The following is a 17105-nucleotide window of genomic DNA, read 5'->3' as shown; positions in this document are numbered from 1 at the left end:
CTCAGCGGATCACGTACCACGTGGGCAGGAGCAGCGGGCCCGCGGCGGGGAGGCCGAGCTCGGCGGACAGGCGGGCGAGAGGGCCCCACGCGTCCAGGCGCAGGCGGGCCAGGGCGGCGGACTTGTCCTCGCTCGAGTCCGGCCCGCGCAGCCGCTCCAGCGGGTTGAGCCGGGGGTAGGCGCGTACGGGGGCGTCGTCGGGGAGGCCGGCCCGCTTCCTGGCCAGGACCAGCGCGTCCTCCAGGCCGCCCAGCTCGTCCACGAGCCCGCTGGCGTGCGCGTCGGCGCCGGTCCAGACGCGGCCGCGGGCCAGCTCGTGCGCGCGTTCCCGGGTCAGGTCGCGACTCGCGGCGACCTTGCCCACGAAGTCATCGTAAATACGGTCGAGCCAGGCGTTCACGCGGTCCCATTGCTCGGGGGAGAAGCCGCGAGATGTAGAGAACATTCCCGCGTTAGCCCCGGACGCCACCATTTCCGAATTTATGCCGATTTTTTCGAGCATTTCTGCCACGACGGGCTTGCCGCCGTACACGCCGATCGAGCCCGTCAGCGTGCCGGGCTGGGCCACGATCACATCGGCGGCCATCGCCACGAAGTAGCCGCCGGACGCCGCCAGGTCGCCCATCGAGACGATCACCGGCTTGACCTTGCGCGTGAGGGTCACCTCGCGCCAGACCGTGTCGGAGGCCACGTACGAGCCGCCGGGGCTGTCCACCCGGAACACGACCGCCTTGACGTGCTCGTCCCGCCGGGCCGCCCGGAAGGCGGCGCTGATCGTGTCGGAGCCCATCGCCCCGCCCCCGCCGAGCGGGCTGCGCCCGCTGCGGCCGGTCCTGATCATGCCCGTGCCGTGGATGAGCGCGATCCCGTCCGCCGTCGGGTGCGGCAGCTTCCGCACGGCCGCGCCCCTGGCGTACCTGGACACGTACAGCAGGTGCGAGTCGTCGCCCGCCGCCTGCTTGACCTGCTCGTACACCTCGTCCCGGTACGCCAGCCCGTCGACCAGCCCGGCCTCCAGCGCCTCGGAGGCGGTGAACGGGCCGCGGTCGATCAGCTCCCGCACCTTGCCCGCGTCGAGCCGGCGCCCGTCGGCGATGCCCGCGCTGAGGCTCTCGGTGACCGACTCGACGATGCGGCCCATGGACTCGCGGTGCGGCTCGGTCATGTGGTCCTGGGTGAAGGTGTTGACGGCGGTCTTGTACTCGTGCCGCTGCCCGGCCTCGTACCCGACACCCAGCTTGGTCAGGGCTCCCTTGACGAAGCGCTGCTCCAGCGCCACCCCGGTCAGCCCGACGTCGCCACTCGGCTGCAGGTAGACGCGCTCGAACGCGGTGGCCAGGTAGTACGGCACCGTACCGCCGCCGAACTCCCCGAACGTCTCCGAGAACGCGACGGTCAGCTTGCCCGACGCCCTGAACTGGATCACCGCCTGGCGCAGCTCCTGCACCATGGCCAGGCCCAGCGGGTTGCCCCCGATCCTCACCACCAGCGCCTTGACCCTGGAGTCCTGCCTGGCGCGCCTGAGCCCGGACAGGACGTCGGACAGGCGCGTCTTACGCATGGACAGCACCGCGGCGAGCGGGTCCGCCGGCGGGCCCTCGGTGAGGCCCTCTGTGAGATCGAGCTCCAGCACCAGCGGGGCCGTGCGCCGCTGACGAAGCTTGTCGACGGTTTCGAAGATCGCCTTTCCTGCCTCCATGAAGCCACCCTAAGCGACACAATACGAAATGCGTTTAGGGATCTATGGCTGCATAAAGGCGTCCGCCTGGTCGGCCTCAAGGAGCTTTACGCGTGATCGGAGCCGGCTTGCTGGGGCTGACCAGGCCTGTCTCGTAGGCGAGGACGACGGCCTGGACGCGGTCGCGGAGCTCCAGCTTTGACAGGATGCGCGCGACATGCGTCTTGACCGTCGTCGGGCTCAGCACCAGGCGGTCGGCGACCTCGGCGTTGCTCATGCCGGTCGCGAGCAGCCGCAGGACCTCCAGCTCGCGCGGGGTCAGCTGAGACAGGTCGCCGTGCACGACGCGGCGGGCGGGCTCGTCGTGGCGGGCGAAGCGCTCGATCAGGCGGCGGGTGATCGCGGGCGCGAGCAGCGCGTCCCCGGTGCGCACCAGGCGCACCGCGGCCACCAGGTGTTCGGGGGAGACGTCCTTGAGCAGGAAGCCGCTGGCCCCGGCGGTGAGCGCCGCGTAGACGTAGTGGTCGAGGTCGTACGTGGTCAGGATGAGGACGCGGGTCCCGTCCGCGCCGCCGGACAGGATCTGCCGGGTGGCCTCGATGCCGTCCAGGCGCGGCATCCGTACGTCCATGAGCACGAGATCGGGCCGGGTCCGCTGGACGGCGGAGACCGCCTCGACGCCGTCGGCGGCCTCGGCGACCACCTCGATCCCGTCGGCGGCCAGGATCATCCCGAACCCGCTGCGTACGAGCGCCTGATCGTCGGCGATGACCACGCGGGGCGCCTCGTTCATGCCGTCCACCGCAGGCGCGCCCTGGTCACGAAGCCTCCGCCGCTCCGCGGCCCCGCCTCCAGGGTCCCGTCGTAGAGCGCCAGCCGTTCGCGCAGCCCGATCAGCCCCCGGCCCTGGCCGTCCCCCGCGCGGGCCGCGGGAATGCCGCCGCGGTCGGCGATCTCGATGTCCAGCCAGTCGCCGGTGTGACTGATCGCCACCGACACGGCGGCGCCGCCCGCGTGCTTGATCGTGTTGGTGAGCGCCTCCTGGACGACGCGGTAGACGGCCAGGCCCACCCCGGGCGGCACCGGACCCTCCGGCGTACCGATCTCGGCGCTGACCGGGATCCCGGCCGCGCGCACGCGTTCGATGAGCGAGTCGAGCTGGTCGAGCCCGGGCTGCGGTTCGAGAAGGTCGGACCCGCTGCCGGAGGCGGCAAGCAGGCCCATGACGTGGCGGAGCTCGGCCATGGCGGCCCTGCCGCTGGTCTCCACCGCGAGCATGGCCTGCTTGGCCCGCTCCGGCGTCGTGTCCATCACCTTGCGCGCCGCCCCCGCCTGGATCACCATCACGTTCACATTGTGGGTGACGACGTCGTGCAGCTCGCCGGCGATGCGCGAGCGCTCCACCTGTACGGCCCGGCGGAGCTTCTCGTCCCGCTCCGCGAGCTGCTGCCGCCAGAACCGGACGAAGCTCGCCATGACCCCCGCGCCGAGCAGCACCACGAACGGCCCGAGCCAGCTCGGCAACCCCGCCACGGCATCCTTGAAGGCCATCCCCGCCAGCACGGTGGCCAGCACCAGACCGCCCAGCGCCACCAGCCGGTTGCGGCTGTAGGCGACCGCTCCGTAGGCGGCGATGGCGCAGGTCGCCACGGTGACCCAGGTCGCCTCGTCATCGGTGGCCAGGGCGGCGAGCAGCACGATCCAGAAGGCGGTCAACGGATACAGCCGCCGTACGGCCAGCGGCAACGCCGTCAGCGCCACCGCGAAGAGCAGACCGGGATCGACCGCGTCACTGTGGGTGGGCAGGACGGGCCGGGGCGGGGGAGGCAGCCGCAGGGGATCGACGCTGTGGACGGCGTCCACGGCGGGTGCCGCCGCCACCATCGCCAGCACGGCCAAGGCGACCGCGAGAAGGACGTCGAACATGAGCGCGCGACGCGAGGGCCTGTGCTCCGCGCGGAGCAGGTCCCGCCATCGCCTTCTGATCAGTGACACTCGCACATTGTCCTGTTCGTGGCGTATGGGGGGCATCGGCGGAGCGGACTACATCTCGAGGACGACCCCGCCGCCGATGTCGTCGTCACGGCCGACGCGACCGGAGATCGCCCGGCTCTAGCGTCGAGCCCCATGAGTCACCGAATCGGGCGGCTTGCCCTCGCCGTACTCCTCGCCCTGCCGGCCGCCGCCTCCTGGGCAGCCACGTCGGAGGCCGCCGTCAGGAACCGAACCACCGAGCCGGCACCCGCTCTGCGCATCCCCAAGCCGACGGGCAAGCTGCCGGTCGGCATGACCTCCCTCCACCTCAAGGACACCTCCCGCCCCGATCCCTGGGTGCCCAGCGTGAAGGCGCGGGAGCTCATGGTCTCGCTCTGGTATCCGGCGGCGAAGGCCGGCGGGGTGCCGGCGCCGTACATGACGGTCAAGGAGTCCGAGCTCACGTTGAAGGAGGCGGGCGCTTCCGGCGTACCGGGCGATCTGCTCAGCAAGACGCGGATCGACGCCGTCAAGGACGCCAGGCCGGCCAAGCGACGGCTGCCCCTCGTGGTCCTCTCCCCGGGCTTCACCAAGCCCCGCTACTCGCTCACCGGCCTGGCCGAGGACCTGGCCAGCCGGGGCTACGCGGTGGCCGTCATCGGGCACACGTACGAGAACGTCGCCACGAGCTTCCCCGACGGGAGGGTCGCCGAGTGCGTCGCGTGCGAGATCGAACCGAAGAATCCGGTGTTCTGGGCCAAGGTCGGGCAAATCCGGGCGGCCGATGTCACCTTCGTCCTGGACTCGGTGCTCGCCAGGTATCCCAAGCTGATCGACCGATCCAGGATCGCCATGGGCGGCCACTCCGTGGGCGGCGCGAGCTCCGTGGCCGCCCTGCTGAAGGACTCCCGGCTGCGCGCCGGGATGAACATCGACGGCACCGCCGTCGTCCCGGTCCCCAGCAGTGGGCTGGCCAAGCCGTACCTGCTCCTCGGCTCCGAGGCGAAGCACAGCCCGGGCAAGGACCCCACCTGGGACCAGTCCTGGCCGAACCTCACCGGCTGGAAGCGCTGGTTCGTGGTGACGGGTACCGAGCACGCCTCCTTCACCGACATTTCCGTGCTTTCCGAGCAGCTCGGCATCGACGACGGCGCCGACCTGCCCGCCACGCGATCCCTGGAGATCACGCGCGGGATCGTCGCGGCCTTCTACGACCTCCACCTGCGGGGCAAGCCACAGCCGATCCTGAACGACCCGGCTTCGCGCTACCCGGAGGTCAAGCCGGCGGGCTAGGACCTGTCCTGCTGCGGTCGCATCAGGTCGAGGTCCTCGCCCCACGCGTCCAGCACCACGCCGTGCCCGGCACGCCGGGCCGCCGCCTCGACCTGGGCGAAGAGGCGCCGTTGCAGGGGTACGTCGCCCGTTCCCGAGATGCGGCGGGCGGCGTCCAGCAGCATGCCGGTGTCCCAGCCCGGCAGCGGGTGCCGGGCGAGCTCCCATTCCAGGTACTTGTTGTACGGGCGGGGGCGACGGTCGAGAGCGAACAGCAGCTCCAGCAGGAACCGGATGCTGTCGGCGGCGTCGAGGCGGGCGGCGAGCGGATGCCCGTCACGGTCGTTCTTGACGGAGCGGTAGAGGGAGTTGGCGTAGGCGTCGAGCCATTCACCGGAGTCCCGGAACGCCTCGTCGGCGTCGAGCCGTGCCTTGGCGGCCAGGATCCGGCCGATGCCTCCGTCGAGCCGGTCGAGCACGACCCTGGCGCGGGCGAGCGCGTATCGCTCGAAGCCGGGCATTCCAGCCGTACGGAACTCGGCCAGGGTGATGATGACGAGGTCGAGTTCGGGGGTGCGGTGACCGGCGAACCGGGTGAGATCCGTCGCCGCGCCGTCGGCGAGGACGGCGTACAGGTCATGGTCGGAGTGCTCGGTGACCATGCCGTCGTGGGCGCGGGAGCCCTTGAGGACGAGCCCGACCACGGCGGGGTCGGCGGTGGCGAGCTCGACGAACGCGCGGTAGGTGAGAGGTTGCCGGGCGGTCATGGTGATCTCCGGTGGGATCGTGACGGGGGAAGCCTGCCGGGGCGGCCCCGCCTGCCGGGGTCGCCCGCACCGTCCGCGGCGGTACGTGGCCGCCGCCCGGAGGATCAACGCACCCCTGGACTGTATCGGCCGGACCTGCCCGAGAGGTACCGGCGCGACGGAGGTGGGTCGCGGGCTCTACGCTCGCCGCCATGAGCCCCTATGCGGAGACCGTCCAGGTGGAAGTAGACGTCGAGGACTGCAGCACTGTCTTCCTGATGAACGGGGACTGGGACGGGGACGACGCGGGCGACGTGGAGCGGTCCGTCGCGCTCGTCACGGTACGGAAGGCCATGGCCGAACTGGCGATCTCTTACCAGCACGGCGACGGCATCCCCCTCACGGTGACCGTCGCCGACCACGATCCGGGCGCCGACCTCGACGGGTACGAGGAGATCGTGGAGATCGACTTCATGTCGACGACCGGCGAGCTCTTCCTGATCGGATGGTGCATGGACTGGGACGACACGGCGATGCGCCGCCTTCCCCCGCTGCCCGCCGGTCCGGGCATGCACCGGCTGCGCTACCACGTCTGGAGCACGCTCACGGAACGGCCGGATTTCGACGGCGACCACCACTACCTGCAGATCTGGCCCGCACAGCCGTCCCCGCCCGTCGTCGTCAAGCAGGGCGAAGGGATCGCTCACTGGGACGACACCGTCACCTGAGGCAGCGCCTTACCGGCCGCCGGCCTTCCGGAGCGCGTCGCCGAGCGCCTCGGTGCTGGTCACACCTACGATCAGCGCGCCGTCCTCGAAGACGAATCTCGGCACGGTGGTGACGCCGTCCCGCCGCGCCGCGGCCGCCTGCTCACGTACCTCGGCGCTCCCCTCCTCGGAGGCGAGAAAGTCCTGCACCCGGCCGCCCTCCAGGCCGACCCGTTCGGCCAGCTCGGTGAGTTGCGTGTGGTCGGCGATGTTCACGCCGTCGCGGAAGTACGCGTCGAAGAGGGCGGTCGCCAGCGCGGCCTGCACCTCGGCACCGTGCTCGTGCAGGGCGAGCCACAGCAGCCGGTGCGCGGTCAAGGTGTTGACCGCCACCGCACGGTCGAATCGGTACTCGATTCCTTCGCCGGCGCCGAGCCGGGTCATCTCCGCGACCATCGCCTCGGCTTGTTCGCGACCGAACATCCCGACCACCGCGTCCATCAGTGGCCGGGGTTCCTCGGGCGCGTCGGGAAGGAGCTGGATCGGACGATGAACGAGTTCGACCTCCGCTTCTGTGCCGGCCGCGGCCACCGCGCGGTGGAACTGGTACGTGCCGAGGCGGCACCACGGGCACGCGATATCGGCGTATATCTCTACTTTCATCATGGTCCTTTCTTGTGTGGAAGTAGCTGCCGGCGGAACAGAGCGCGTGGATCAGGTCGTTCCGGCCCGGGGGTAGGCTCTCGCGGTGGGGTCCCGCAGCACCCGGAGGGCACGGGACCATGCGAGGACTTCATCCAGCATGGTGATCAGGGCGGTTTCCTGGCGCTCGCCGGGGGCGCAGACGCCGGCTTCGGAGTCGGTGAAGTCGAAGTACGGGTTGATCGCGACCTGGGCGTGTACGTCGGCCATTTTGATCTCGCCCATGGTCTGCCGTAGTTGTTCGGCGGCGCGGGTGCCGCCGTAAACCCCGTAGCTGACGATCCCGGCTGCTTTGTCATTCCATTCCGCGTACAGGTAGTCGATGGCGTTCTTCAGCGCCGCGGGGATGGCACTGTTGTACTCCGGGGTGACGAACACGAACCCGTCGAACCTGTCGATCGTGGCCGCCCACCGCTTGGTGTGCGCATTTTGGTAGTAACCGATGACCGCGGGCGCCGGCTCATCCAGCAACGGCAGCTCGTACTCGGCTATATCGACGAGTTCGAGGCCGGCCTCCCCGGTCTTGACGGCGGGGTGCCGGCCGGCGGCCTCGGCGACCCACCGGGCCACGTCCTCGACGCGGCGCCCGGGGCGGGTGCTGCCCAGAATGATCGCGATCTGGATCATGGGCCTCTCCAAGGTGCTCATGCCTGCTAGCGTCCCGGTGCTGGGTGTGTCCGGACCAGGCTGCGGTTTTCCTAGCCCTGGCAGGGCCAGGCTCGCCGTGAATACAATCGCGGTTGATGAGGGAGACAGAGCTGGGCGCGTTTCTACGCGCACACCGGGAGGCGGTCCCGCCGGCCGCGGTCGGGCTCCCGAACGGGAACCGGCGCCGCACCCCGGGGCTGCGCCGAGCCGAGCTGGCCACGCTGGCCGGCGTCAGCGTCGATTACCTCACCCGGCTGGAGCAGGGGCGCGACCGCAGCCCGTCCGCCCAGGTGCTCTCCGCGCTCGCGGAGACGTTGGGTCTGTCCCGTGACGAGCGGATCCACCTGCACCGGCTGGCGAAGACCACCGGTGGCGGCACGTGCGACGGGGCCGCCATGACGCGGGCCCGGACGGTCCGCCCGACCGTGCAGGCGCTGCTGGACCGGCTCGAGCCCGCGCCGGCGCTGGTTGCCAACCGGCCCGGCGACCTGCTCGCGTGGACGGCCGGGTTCGCGCAGCTCGCCGGCCCGAGCGGGCTGCTGGAGGCCGAGCCGCCGAACCTGGTCCGGTACGTCTTCACCGACCCGCGCGCGCACGACGCCCACCCCGGCTGGGACACGGTCGCCGACGAGCGGGCCGCCGCGCTGCGGGCCGCGTCCGCGCTCGGCGACCCGCACGCGGCGCTGCTCGCCGAGGAGCTGACGATCACCGCCGGCGACCGCTTCCGCGACCGGTTCGAGGGCTCGGCCGCGTTGCCCACGCGCACCGGCGTCGAGCGGTGGGCGCACCCGGAGGTGGGGGAGCTACGGCTGGCGTACGAGAGCCTGGAGCTGCCCGACCCCGACGAGCAGCGGCTGGTCGTCTACCTCGCCTCCGACGAGGCCACCGCCGCCGCCCTCGACCGCCTCACCGACCATCACCCCGCCGCCTCCTAGCGGGCCGCGAGTAGTTGCTTCGGCCTCAGAGCGGACCCGCCGTTCTGGTGCGGCCGCCCGGTGTCGGTCCGTGTCGCTACGGTGCTGCCGTGGCTGACATTCACGAACTCATGGTCGCGATGGACCTGCGCGGCGACTTGTCCGAGACCGAACTCGCCAAGTTGCGCTGGCACGTGGGCCTCGGGTCGCGGCCCGAGCACATCACCGAGAAGACGATCATCGTCAACGAGGTCCTCGATCTGCTGGACGACGAGCAGGAGGCGGTGCAGGACGAGAACGGCGACTGGGTGATCAAGGAGTTTCCGCAACCGGTGTGGAGCGATGGTTCGCCGTACGCGGCCTCGAAGATTTCGGGCGCCAGCTGCTCGATCCTGGTGCGCGCGGACGACCACGGCGACGAACGCTGGGCGCTGACCTGCCGCTGGGAGATCCACCCCGACGGGCATGCCGAGGTGGCCGGGCTGATGAACTGGTTGGCCTCCCGGCTCCACAAGAACGAGTCCTTTTTCGGATATCAGCGCTGGTACGAGCACGATGAGCCGGAGCTGCTGAGCGTCCGCGACGGGAAGGTTGTGACGCGTCGCGATGGCGCGTTCGTGCCGCCGTTCTGGGCCGAACCTGACGAGGAGTGAGAGACCGATCGCCGTTCGGCAGGCCTTTCATCTACGAAGGTGCCATCCACCGCCTGCGACCTCACCGACGCCGCCGACGCCATCGCCGCCGAAGGCCGCCACGTCGATCCCGACGACCTGGCATCACCCACGTCATCCGCCGGTTCGGCAACCGGACATTCAACCTCGGCCCGCCGACCGCTCCTTGAGCCCCGCGTCCTGTTCGCCCCATGACGGCCCGGAGCTCACATGGCCCGGCGAACTGCGGGAATCACGCGGGTGACGAATAGTGGTATGCCCGTCGCCTTCTCGCCTCCACGTGCACGACAGCTAGCCTGTTCGGCAGGGCTTTGGCGGGTGCGGGGCCCCGGCGAGTGAGGGAGACGATGTCGGCGACGCGACTGCTGGTCCTTGGCGTGGTGCGGCTGCACGGTCAGGCACACGGCTATCTGGTGGGCTCCGAACTGGAGTCGTGGGAGGCCGGGCAATGGGCAGGGCTCAGGTCTGGCTCGATCTACCACGCGCTGCGTCAGCTGGCCAAGGAAGGTCTTCTGGACACCAGCGAGGTGCACGAATGGCCGGGCCGCGTCGATTACGCCATCAATGAGAAGGGCGAGGCGGAGTTCCTCGGGCTGCTCAGAAGCGCCCTCAGGGTTCCCGATCGGCGTCCGGAGCTGCTCAACGCGGCCCTTGTGCTGCTACCCGCGCTGCCCGAGGAGGAAGTGATCGCGCTGCTCAAGGAGCGGGTGCACGCTCTGGAGGGCGAGCGGGAGCAGATCGTGGCCACGGCCCGGGAGGGAAAGCGCCCAAGGAACGTGAGAGAGCTGTTCACCCTGCGCGCGGCGCAGGCGGCGGGTGAGGCGGCGTGGATCCGTGACTTGATCGGGCGGCTGGAACGCGGTGAGGAGCCGGCCTGATCGGCCGGAGACCGGTTTGACGGCAGGAGGGTGGATCAGCCATAGTTCGATACCCAAATTTGGTTAACCAAATTTGGATATCTCGAAGGAGCTTCATGCGCATCACGACTGCGGTACTTCTGGCGCTCGTCTCGATCCCCGCAACCTCGATCCCGGCAGCGGCGAACGCCGCCTCCGCCTGCCGGACGGTCAGCGCCGAGGTGGCGATGACCTCCAGTGGCCCCGCCGACCAGCGCGTCGCCGGCACTCTGTGCCTGCCGCGCGGCCGTGCCGCCACCGTTCAGCTGCTCATTCCCGGCGGCTTCTACGGCCAGGCCTACTGGCGGATGCGCGGCGACCGGCAGCGTCCCTCCTACGTGGAGACGATGACCGCCGCCGGGTACGCGACGCTGGCCATTGATCGTCTCGGCACCGGGGCGAGCTCCTACCCGCCGAGCGCCCGCTTCGGGCAGGACACCCACCAGATCGTCATCCGCCAGCTCATCCGGCAGTTGCGCGAGGGTCGTCTGGGCGGTGGCCGGTTCGCCAAGGTCGTTCTGGTCGGACACTCGCTGGGCTCGACCCTCGCCCGCACGGTGGCCGCCGCACATCCGGCGGAGGTGGACGGCGTCATCCTGACCGGCGAATCAAGCGTGCCGAACGAGGCCGCGTTCGAGCAGATGGGCGCCGGAATCTACCGTGCCGCCGACGACCCCCGCTTCGCCGGTAGCGGGCTCGACGACGGCTACCTCACCACCCGGCCCGGCCTGCGGGCCACCTGGTTCTACCACCGGCCCAACGCCGACCCCAAGGTCATCGCCGCCGACGAGGCCACCAAGACGACGGACGTCTTCCCTCCCGGCGACTCCTACACCCCGCCCTCGATCAACAAGCAGATCCAGGCCCCCGTACTGATCGTCAACGGCGAGCATGACAAGCTGCTGGCCGGAGCCCGCTCCTCCTCGGCCGCGCTGCACGCCCAGGAGGCCCCCTTCTACGGTCCCCGCGCCAGGCTGGAGACCGTCCTGGTCCCCGGCACCGGTCACGTGCTCAATGGCCACCGCACCGCGCCCCACTGGTTCGCCCAGGCACGCGAGTGGGCCGACCGCCGCGTGGGCGGAGCGGCGCGATGAGCCAAGAGCCGATCGACAGCCCGACCGGGTGGGTGGCCAGGCACGTCAAGAGCTACGCCGAGTCCGGCGGCGCTCGAGGTCACCTCTTCCACGGCGCCCCCACGCTGCTGATCACGACGACCGGCCGCCGCTCAGGACTTCCCCGGCGCACGGCCCTCATCTACGGCCGCGACGACGACCGCTACCTCGTGGTCGCCTCCAACGGCGGCGCCGCCGACCATCCGCTCTGGTTCCACAATCTGCTCGCTCAGCCGCAGGTCAAGGTGCAGGTCGGGGCCGAGGTGTTCGATGCGGTGGCCCGCCCGGCGGCCGAGGACGAGCGGCTCCGCCTGTGGGAGACGATGACCGGGATATGGCCGCGCTACATCGGCTACCAGCGAGAGACGTCAAGGCAGATCCCGATCGTGATCATCGAGCGGGCGGCAATGCCAGACCTCGGCAGCGATGCTCCTGCACATCTTGTCGACCGCACGCACGACGTTGGACATGACCTTGGCCAGTTTTGAGATCGCTTTCTGTGTCTCAAATCCCAACTTTCACGATCATTGGGCTGGACCCCCACCCGGCGTTTCACAAGTGGTCATCATCTTGAGCCGCTGATCGTTGCATGGCCTATGACCTGGGTGGCCTCGTTGGAGACCGTGTCCACAACGAGGCCGTGGTGGTTGGGGGACCGCCGATCAGCAGGGACCGATCGTTGCCGGAGAGCCCGGAGAGCGAGAGCCGCTCCGCCTGCCGCCTCAGTACTGTGACTTCGCATGACCGACACCGAGATCACGATCACCGCAGACCTGGTCCGCGACCTGCTGCAGGAGCAACATCCAGACCTTGCAGGGCTGGCCATCCGCGAGGTGGCGGGCGGCTGGGGCAACCAAATGTGGCGCCTCGGGGACGAGTTGGTCGTGCGCATGCAGCGCATGGACCCTACCCCGGAGCTCCAGCTCAAGGAGCGGCGGTGGCTACCTGGGCTGGCCCCGCGCCTGCCGCTCCCGGTGCCGACCCCGGTGCGGTTCGGCGAACCGTCCGAGCGCTTCCCGAAGCACTGGACCGTGATGACGTGGGTTCCCGGCGAGCCGCTGGACCACGGCTCGATCAGCCGCGGCGCCCACGCGGCCGACACGCTGGCGGGCTTCCTCAGGGCGCTCCATGTGGAGGCGCCCGCCGAGGCCCCGGCCAGTTCGGACTTCGGCGCTCATCCCAAGAGGTGCACGGGCGGCTTCGAGCAGTTCTTGCAGGCCATTGACCCCGACGCCGTCGGCGATGTCCGCGCCGTCCGGGCCGTCTGGGCCGATGCCGTCGCGGCCCCCGAGTGGGAGGGCCCGCCGGTGTGGGTGCACGGCGACCTCCATCCCGCAAATGTCGTCGTCTCGGACGGGACGCTCTCGGGCGTGATCGATTTCGGTGCCCTGTTCGCCGGCGATCCCGCGTGGGACCTCGGCGCCGCGTGGGTGCTGCTCCCCGCGGGCGCGGCCGCACGGTTCTTCGACGCGTACGCGCACGCGGACGAGGCAACGATCAGGCGCGCCCGCGGGCTGGCCGCTATGAAGAGCCTCTTCCTGATGCTCATGGGGCAGAACGGAGATCGGGGCCTTCCCGGCGGCAAGCCGAACTGGGGACCTGCGGGCCGGGCGGCACTTGATCGTGTTCTGAAGGGCGTTTGACGCACACTTCTCGATCTTGGTTGAGGGCTATGCGGCAGCCCACCTTCGTAAGGTTCATCGATCACCGCGCGTGGTGGGGATGCCAGGGTTCGGCGAAAGTCGTCGGGCGAGAAGTGGAGAAGCCGGCCCTCGCCGTCCGTCAGGTTGGTAGCCGCCAGGGCGTTGAACAGCAGCGGCATCGGCGCGTTCCAGACTTTTGGCCCAGGTGAGGTGGCCTGTGGCGATCGGAGCCAGGGCCCTGCGCAGTGACCCACTGGTGCCGGGGATCACCGCTCCGGGCGCGCTGTTCTGTGCGGCCTGAAGCAGCCCGGTGGCCGTGTGGCGATGGCGGTCGGTGGTGCTGATCAGCACCGGGAGGACGGTCTGCCGTTCGCGGGTGCGTTGGTCCATTCGGGCCTTGCGGTGCTTTCGGTCGTTGGCTTTGTGGATCTCATCGTCGCTGATCGGGCACGGCCCATAGCCCCCAGCGGGCTGGTTCTTCGGCTGCCCACTGGGCGGTATCGAGATAGAAAGGCACGGACGCGGATGAGCTCGTCTTTGGTGTTGAGCCGCGGGCTGGAGATCTCGACGGGTGTCCCGCCGGGTCCAGTGGTGGTGCGCTCTTGGTCTTCAGGTCTTCCTTCCAGGCGCAGGCCACTGCCGCCGGGAGCCGCACGAGCTGATTCCTGGCGGCAGGGCTTCGATCCGTGCCCAGAACAGGCCCGCGAGGGTGCAGGAGATCGCGTCCAGGCTGGCAAAGTCCAGCTGGCCAAGGGCGAGCCCGAACGGCCCGCGGCCAAGGGGGGCCGGAAGGCGTCCGGTCCGGGGTGGGCGTCGGTCGGCCCACCGCTTCACCGGTCAACGGGTGGGCTGACCGGCGAGCGGAGCGAGCGGGGTTTTCGGGGTGGGCTCCAACTGGCCAGACCGGTAACCGGGTCACGGGTGGGCGATGGCGCCGCGAGGCGCGGGGGTTGCGCCGCCAGGCGCCTGAAGGAGAAACGCCTGAGCCCCGAGCGCGAAGCGCTTCTCCGCGAAGACCTTTGGCTCGGGGCGGGGTCCAGCAGGCTGACCATCCAGTAGGGCAGCGGGTGGGTGGGCCGTCTAGTAGTGGGTGCGCAGGGCCGCGTACACGTCGATGCGGGGTGTTGTGACCTCGGTCTCCGCGCTCGTGTACGTGATCGGCTTGCCCGTGCGCTTCAAAGCGTCCACCATGCTGTCCACCCCGGCGCGCGGCCGCTTCTGGTGGAGGAGGGCCAGGGAGCCGGCCACGTGTGGCGCGGCCATGGAGGTGCCGTTCAGCGTCGCGTACGTGTTCCCCGCGATCGCACCCTTGATCGACACCCCGGGTGCGAACACGTCCAGGAGCGTCCCACGGTTCGAGAAGGCGGCCACCGCGTCCTGCTTGTCCGTGGCGCCGACCGTGACCGTGTTGGAGACGCACGCGGGCCACGACACCGCGGACTCGAAGCCGTTGTTGCCCGAGGCGACCACCGTGGCGGTGCCCTTGGCGAGGAGCTTGTCGACCTCGGTCTTGAAGTCGGCCCCGTCGCCCGTGTCGCAGGCCTCGGTGTACTGGCCGCCGCCCAGGCTCAGGTTGACGGAGGCGATGTTGTACTGGTCTGCCAGCAGGTCCGCGTACGCCATGCCGGTCAGGACCGACGAGTCGTACGCCAGGATGCAGACGGGGCGGCCGGCGCAGTACGGGGAGTTGTCGAAGCGGCTGAACACCTGCACCGGCACGATCTTGGCCTTGGGGGCGACGCCGCTGGCCGGGAAGTCGGCGGTGGCCTGGCCGGCGGCGATGCCGGCGACGTGGGTGCCGTGGTAGCACAGGCCGTACTGCGGCTGCGGGGCGCCCGTCATGCAGGCGGCCGTCTCGGCGTTGGCGGCGCCGTCGCCGATCTGGAACTGGCTGCCGTTCGGGCACAGCGGCGTGGAGTTGTCGACCGGGTCGGTGGCCGAGAAGCAGGCCTGGGCGACGATGCGATTGCCGAAGGCGGGGTGGTCGTTGTCGATGCCGCTGTCGATGATCGCGACGGCCGTGCCCTTGCCGGTGACGCCCTTCTCGTGTGCCCGGTCCGCGCCGATCAGCGGGATGCTCTCGGCGAGCGAGGGCTCGTTGAGCCTGTCCTTGCGGATCGAGACCACGTCGGACTGCTCGGCGATCTGCTCGAGCTCCGCCCGGGTGCCCCGGTAGACGAAGAAGTCCAGCTTGCCGGCCACCTCGGAGGGCGGATCCGCGTAGACGTTCTTCTTGTCCCGCTTGACCTCCTCCGCGCTGGACTGGACGGACCGCACCTGCGCGGGCTGCTGCACGCGGACGATGGCGCGGTGCTCGCCGGTCGCGGTGATCGCTGGGTCGATCTTGGACTCGGGGTCGGCCAGGGCGGGTGTGGCGACCAGCGCGGCCGAGGTGGCGGCTAGTGCGATGGCGCCGGCCAGCAGAGACGAGAGTCTCAACTGTTCCTCCGGGGGTTGAGGGAGCGAGGGGGTTGAGGAGGGTGGGGTGAAGTTGAGGAGGGTGGGGTGGGGGTGAGGAGGGGGACGGGAGTGAGGGGTGTTTGTCGTTAAGAGTAACGATTGGTGTAATCACGCAGCGAAAAGGGCCGGATCCCGCCGATCCGGCCCTTGTGGCCGGCCCCCCGCCGTCCGGCCCTCGCAGCCGGACCCCGCCGTCCGGCCTTCCCCGCGCCGATCAGGCGCGGGCGCCCGCGGTGGCGCGCTCGGCGTCGATCCGCGTGGTGGTCACTGAGGTGCCCGCCGCGTCGTAGCGGATGGGCGTGCCCGTCTCCTGCAGCCGCTGCAGGCTCTGCGCGACCGTGAAGGCCGGGTACGCCTGCTTCATCAGCGCGAACATCCCCGCCACGTGCGGCGCGGCCATCGAGGTCCCGCTCTTCTCCGCGTACGTGTTGTTCGGCACGGAGGAGTTGATGTTCACCCCTGGCGCGAACAGGTCGAGCAGCGGCCCCCGGTTGGTGAAGGAGGCCAGCGCGTCGGAGTCGTCGGTGGCGCCCACCGTGACGGCGGTGGAGATGCAGGCGGGGGTGGCGACGCCGTTCGGGAAGCCGTTGTTGCCCGCCGCCACCACGGGGGCCACGCCCAGGCCCACCAGCGTGTCGAACTCGGGCTTGACCGCGGCGGCGGACGCGTCCGTGTCACAGGCCTGGGCGTACGGGCCGCCCCCGCCGAGGCTCATGTTCACCGAGGCGATGTTGTGCGTCTTGGCCACCCGCGCGATGTACTCGAGCGCCAGCTTCTGGTCGGAGGTGTAGCTGAGGAAGCACGGTGCGGAAACGCCGCCGATCAGGCAGGTCATGGGGTTGTCCACGCGGCTGAAGACCTGGACCGGGAGGATGCCCGCCTCGGGGGCGACGCCGTTGGACGGCGCCCCCGTGGCCAGCCGGCCGGCCGCGATGCCGGCCACGTGCGTGCCGTGGGAGCAGGCGTTCGCACCCCTGATGATGCACTGGGCGGTCTCGGCGTCCGCCGCGCCGGGACCGGTCTGGCTGGGCTGGTTGTTCGGGCAGAGCGAGACGGCGCCGTCGCTGGCGTCGGAGGAGGAGAAGCACGCCTCGTCCACGATCCGGCCCGCGAAGAACGGGTGGTCCCGGTCGATCCCCGTGTCCAGGACGGCGACGGTGGCGCCCCGGCCGGTCCAACCGGCCTGGTTCGCCCGGTTCGAGCGGATGACGGCGGTGCTGGCGTCAAGGGTGGGCATGCGCAGCTCGTCCTTGTAGACGGACTGGACGCGGTTGTCCTTCTTGAGCTTGGCCAGCGTGGGGCCGTCCACCTCGGCCACGAAGAAGTGCGGTGACTGCGCGGACTCCAGGACCCGGCTGCCGTCCGACGCCTTCTCGATGTCGCGCGCGACGGCCTCGACGCTCTGCCCGGGCTTGAGCTGGATGATGGAGCGCACCCTGGACTTCGCCTCGACCTCCGCGGCCAGCGACGGGCTGATGATCGGATCGCCCGAGTCGGCGTGGAGCGCCGGGCCCGTACAGAGCCCGGCGACTGTTGCGGCCAGCGCCGCGGCGCCGGCCAACAGAGTTCGTAGCCTCACTTGTTCCTCCGAGAGCTCCTGGCTCGCTTACAGCCGCATACATCCCCACCTGCGACAACTGTGATGTCGGTGGTCTATGTAGCCCAGAGAAACGTTGGAGGCT

At 70.3% G+C, this 17105-nt stretch carries 16 protein-coding genes; 8 read left to right on the top strand and 8 right to left on the bottom strand.

All coding sequences use genetic code 11. The features are described 5' to 3' along the window. Nucleotide 1: 1 nt before the first annotated feature. The 3 genes from sppA to ACWEPL_RS02670 all read right to left on the bottom strand — a co-directional run bounded on the left by sppA (nucleotide 2) and on the right by ACWEPL_RS02670 (nucleotide 3673). On the bottom strand, nucleotides 2-1699 hold the full coding sequence (sppA, locus tag ACWEPL_RS02680; protein WP_350729452.1) for a signal peptide peptidase SppA: 1698 nt from the start codon (nucleotides 1697-1699) through the stop codon (nucleotides 2-4). A 76-nt stretch (nucleotides 1700-1775) separates the two neighbouring features. Continuing rightward, nucleotides 1776-2471: a response regulator gene (locus ACWEPL_RS02675; RefSeq protein WP_452434844.1), complete on the bottom strand. Its 696-nt coding sequence runs from the start codon at nucleotides 2469-2471 to the stop codon at nucleotides 1776-1778. Beyond that, nucleotides 2468-3673: a sensor histidine kinase gene (locus tag ACWEPL_RS02670; RefSeq protein ID WP_452434843.1), complete on the bottom strand. Its 1206-nt coding sequence runs from the start codon at nucleotides 3671-3673 to the stop codon at nucleotides 2468-2470. The genes ACWEPL_RS02675 and ACWEPL_RS02670 overlap by 4 nt, the downstream gene beginning before the upstream one ends. Before the next feature lie 132 nt (nucleotides 3674-3805). Here ACWEPL_RS02670 and ACWEPL_RS02665 point away from each other — a divergent pair, with 132 nt between their 5' ends. Beyond that, on the top strand, nucleotides 3806-4945 hold the full coding sequence (locus tag ACWEPL_RS02665) for an alpha/beta hydrolase family protein (protein WP_452434842.1): 1140 nt from the start codon (nucleotides 3806-3808) through the stop codon (nucleotides 4943-4945). Here the strand turns inward: ACWEPL_RS02665 and ACWEPL_RS02660 are convergent. Continuing rightward, the gene (locus ACWEPL_RS02660; RefSeq protein WP_452434841.1) at nucleotides 4942-5691 is read right to left on the bottom strand and encodes a hypothetical protein; all 750 of its coding nucleotides are present in this window, start codon (nucleotides 5689-5691) and stop codon (nucleotides 4942-4944) included. The genes ACWEPL_RS02665 and ACWEPL_RS02660 overlap by 4 nt on opposite strands. Before the next feature lie 191 nt (nucleotides 5692-5882). On the opposite strand from ACWEPL_RS02660, the gene ACWEPL_RS02655 reads away from it, so the two are divergent. Then, nucleotides 5883-6398 (top strand): hypothetical protein, encoded by a 516-nt coding sequence (locus tag ACWEPL_RS02655; protein ID WP_452434839.1) that lies wholly within the window; start codon nucleotides 5883-5885, stop codon nucleotides 6396-6398. A 9-nt stretch (nucleotides 6399-6407) separates the two neighbouring features. On the opposite strand, the gene ACWEPL_RS02650 is transcribed toward ACWEPL_RS02655, so the two are convergent. Both ACWEPL_RS02650 and ACWEPL_RS02645 read right to left on the bottom strand, forming a co-directional pair. Beyond that, nucleotides 6408-7043, bottom strand: a complete 636-nt coding sequence (locus ACWEPL_RS02650; RefSeq protein ID WP_452434837.1) for a DsbA family oxidoreductase — start codon at nucleotides 7041-7043, stop codon at nucleotides 6408-6410. Between the two features lie 48 nt (nucleotides 7044-7091). Then, nucleotides 7092-7727 (bottom strand): NADPH-dependent FMN reductase, encoded by a 636-nt coding sequence (locus tag ACWEPL_RS02645; RefSeq protein WP_452434836.1) that lies wholly within the window; start codon nucleotides 7725-7727, stop codon nucleotides 7092-7094. A 95-nt stretch (nucleotides 7728-7822) separates the two neighbouring features. Between ACWEPL_RS02645 and ACWEPL_RS02640 the strand changes: the two genes are divergently transcribed. The 6 genes from ACWEPL_RS02640 to ACWEPL_RS02615 all read left to right on the top strand — a co-directional run bounded on the left by ACWEPL_RS02640 (nucleotide 7823) and on the right by ACWEPL_RS02615 (nucleotide 12963). Then, nucleotides 7823-8662 (top strand): helix-turn-helix transcriptional regulator, encoded by an 840-nt coding sequence (locus tag ACWEPL_RS02640; protein WP_363976375.1) that lies wholly within the window; start codon nucleotides 7823-7825, stop codon nucleotides 8660-8662. Nucleotides 8663-8781: 119 nt separating this feature from the next. Next, nucleotides 8782-9294, top strand: a complete 513-nt coding sequence (locus ACWEPL_RS02635) for a hypothetical protein (RefSeq protein WP_452434835.1) — start codon at nucleotides 8782-8784, stop codon at nucleotides 9292-9294. Nucleotides 9295-9659: 365 nt separating this feature from the next. Continuing rightward, complete coding sequence (locus ACWEPL_RS02630; RefSeq protein WP_452434833.1) at nucleotides 9660-10190, top strand: PadR family transcriptional regulator; 531 nt, start codon at nucleotides 9660-9662, stop codon at nucleotides 10188-10190. A gap of 95 nt (nucleotides 10191-10285) precedes the next feature. After that, nucleotides 10286-11302: an alpha/beta hydrolase gene (locus tag ACWEPL_RS02625; protein WP_452434832.1), complete on the top strand. Its 1017-nt coding sequence runs from the start codon at nucleotides 10286-10288 to the stop codon at nucleotides 11300-11302. After that, on the top strand, nucleotides 11299-11808 hold the full coding sequence (locus ACWEPL_RS02620) for a nitroreductase family deazaflavin-dependent oxidoreductase (RefSeq protein ID WP_452434830.1): 510 nt from the start codon (nucleotides 11299-11301) through the stop codon (nucleotides 11806-11808). The genes ACWEPL_RS02625 and ACWEPL_RS02620 overlap by 4 nt, the downstream gene beginning before the upstream one ends. A gap of 252 nt (nucleotides 11809-12060) precedes the next feature. Beyond that, nucleotides 12061-12963, top strand: coding sequence for an aminoglycoside phosphotransferase family protein (locus tag ACWEPL_RS02615; protein WP_452434828.1), 903 nt, complete (start codon nucleotides 12061-12063; stop codon nucleotides 12961-12963). A gap of 1080 nt (nucleotides 12964-14043) precedes the next feature. Here ACWEPL_RS02615 and ACWEPL_RS02610 read toward each other — a convergent pair. Together ACWEPL_RS02610 and ACWEPL_RS02605 are read right to left on the bottom strand one after the other, a co-directional pair. Then, nucleotides 14044-15402, bottom strand: a complete 1359-nt coding sequence (locus tag ACWEPL_RS02610; RefSeq protein WP_363976360.1) for a S8 family peptidase — start codon at nucleotides 15400-15402, stop codon at nucleotides 14044-14046. A 235-nt stretch (nucleotides 15403-15637) separates the two neighbouring features. Beyond that, on the bottom strand, nucleotides 15638-17002 hold the full coding sequence (locus ACWEPL_RS02605; RefSeq protein WP_452434827.1) for a S8 family peptidase: 1365 nt from the start codon (nucleotides 17000-17002) through the stop codon (nucleotides 15638-15640). Nucleotides 17003-17105 lie beyond the last annotated feature (103 nt).

This window comes from Nonomuraea sp. NPDC004186 (assembly GCF_053603495.1).
The sequence above is the reverse complement of the archived record's forward strand: the minus strand, read 5'-3'. Positions and strand labels throughout refer to the sequence as shown.

Bases quoted from the DNA above. Each gene is read 5' to 3' on its own strand.
- sppA (WP_350729452.1), bottom strand. From the start codon at position 1,699: ATGGAGGCAGGAAAGGCGATCTTCGAAACCGTCGACAAGCTTCGTCAG.
- ACWEPL_RS02675 (WP_452434844.1), bottom strand. From the start codon at position 2,471: ATGAACGAGGCGCCCCGCGTGGTCATCGCCGACGATCAGGCGCTCGTA.
- ACWEPL_RS02665 (WP_452434842.1), top strand. From the start codon at position 3,806: ATGAGTCACCGAATCGGGCGGCTTGCCCTCGCCGTACTCCTCGCCCTG.
- ACWEPL_RS02660 (WP_452434841.1), bottom strand. From the start codon at position 5,691: ATGACCGCCCGGCAACCTCTCACCTACCGCGCGTTCGTCGAGCTCGCC.
- ACWEPL_RS02655 (WP_452434839.1), top strand. From the start codon at position 5,883: ATGAGCCCCTATGCGGAGACCGTCCAGGTGGAAGTAGACGTCGAGGAC.
- ACWEPL_RS02650 (WP_452434837.1), bottom strand. From the start codon at position 7,043: ATGATGAAAGTAGAGATATACGCCGATATCGCGTGCCCGTGGTGCCGC.
- ACWEPL_RS02645 (WP_452434836.1), bottom strand. From the start codon at position 7,727: ATGAGCACCTTGGAGAGGCCCATGATCCAGATCGCGATCATTCTGGGC.
- ACWEPL_RS02640 (WP_363976375.1), top strand. From the start codon at position 7,823: ATGAGGGAGACAGAGCTGGGCGCGTTTCTACGCGCACACCGGGAGGCG.
- ACWEPL_RS02635 (WP_452434835.1), top strand. From the start codon at position 8,782: ATGGACCTGCGCGGCGACTTGTCCGAGACCGAACTCGCCAAGTTGCGC.
- ACWEPL_RS02630 (WP_452434833.1), top strand. From the start codon at position 9,660: ATGTCGGCGACGCGACTGCTGGTCCTTGGCGTGGTGCGGCTGCACGGT.
- ACWEPL_RS02625 (WP_452434832.1), top strand. From the start codon at position 10,286: ATGCGCATCACGACTGCGGTACTTCTGGCGCTCGTCTCGATCCCCGCA.
- ACWEPL_RS02620 (WP_452434830.1), top strand. From the start codon at position 11,299: ATGAGCCAAGAGCCGATCGACAGCCCGACCGGGTGGGTGGCCAGGCAC.
- ACWEPL_RS02615 (WP_452434828.1), top strand. From the start codon at position 12,061: ATGACCGACACCGAGATCACGATCACCGCAGACCTGGTCCGCGACCTG.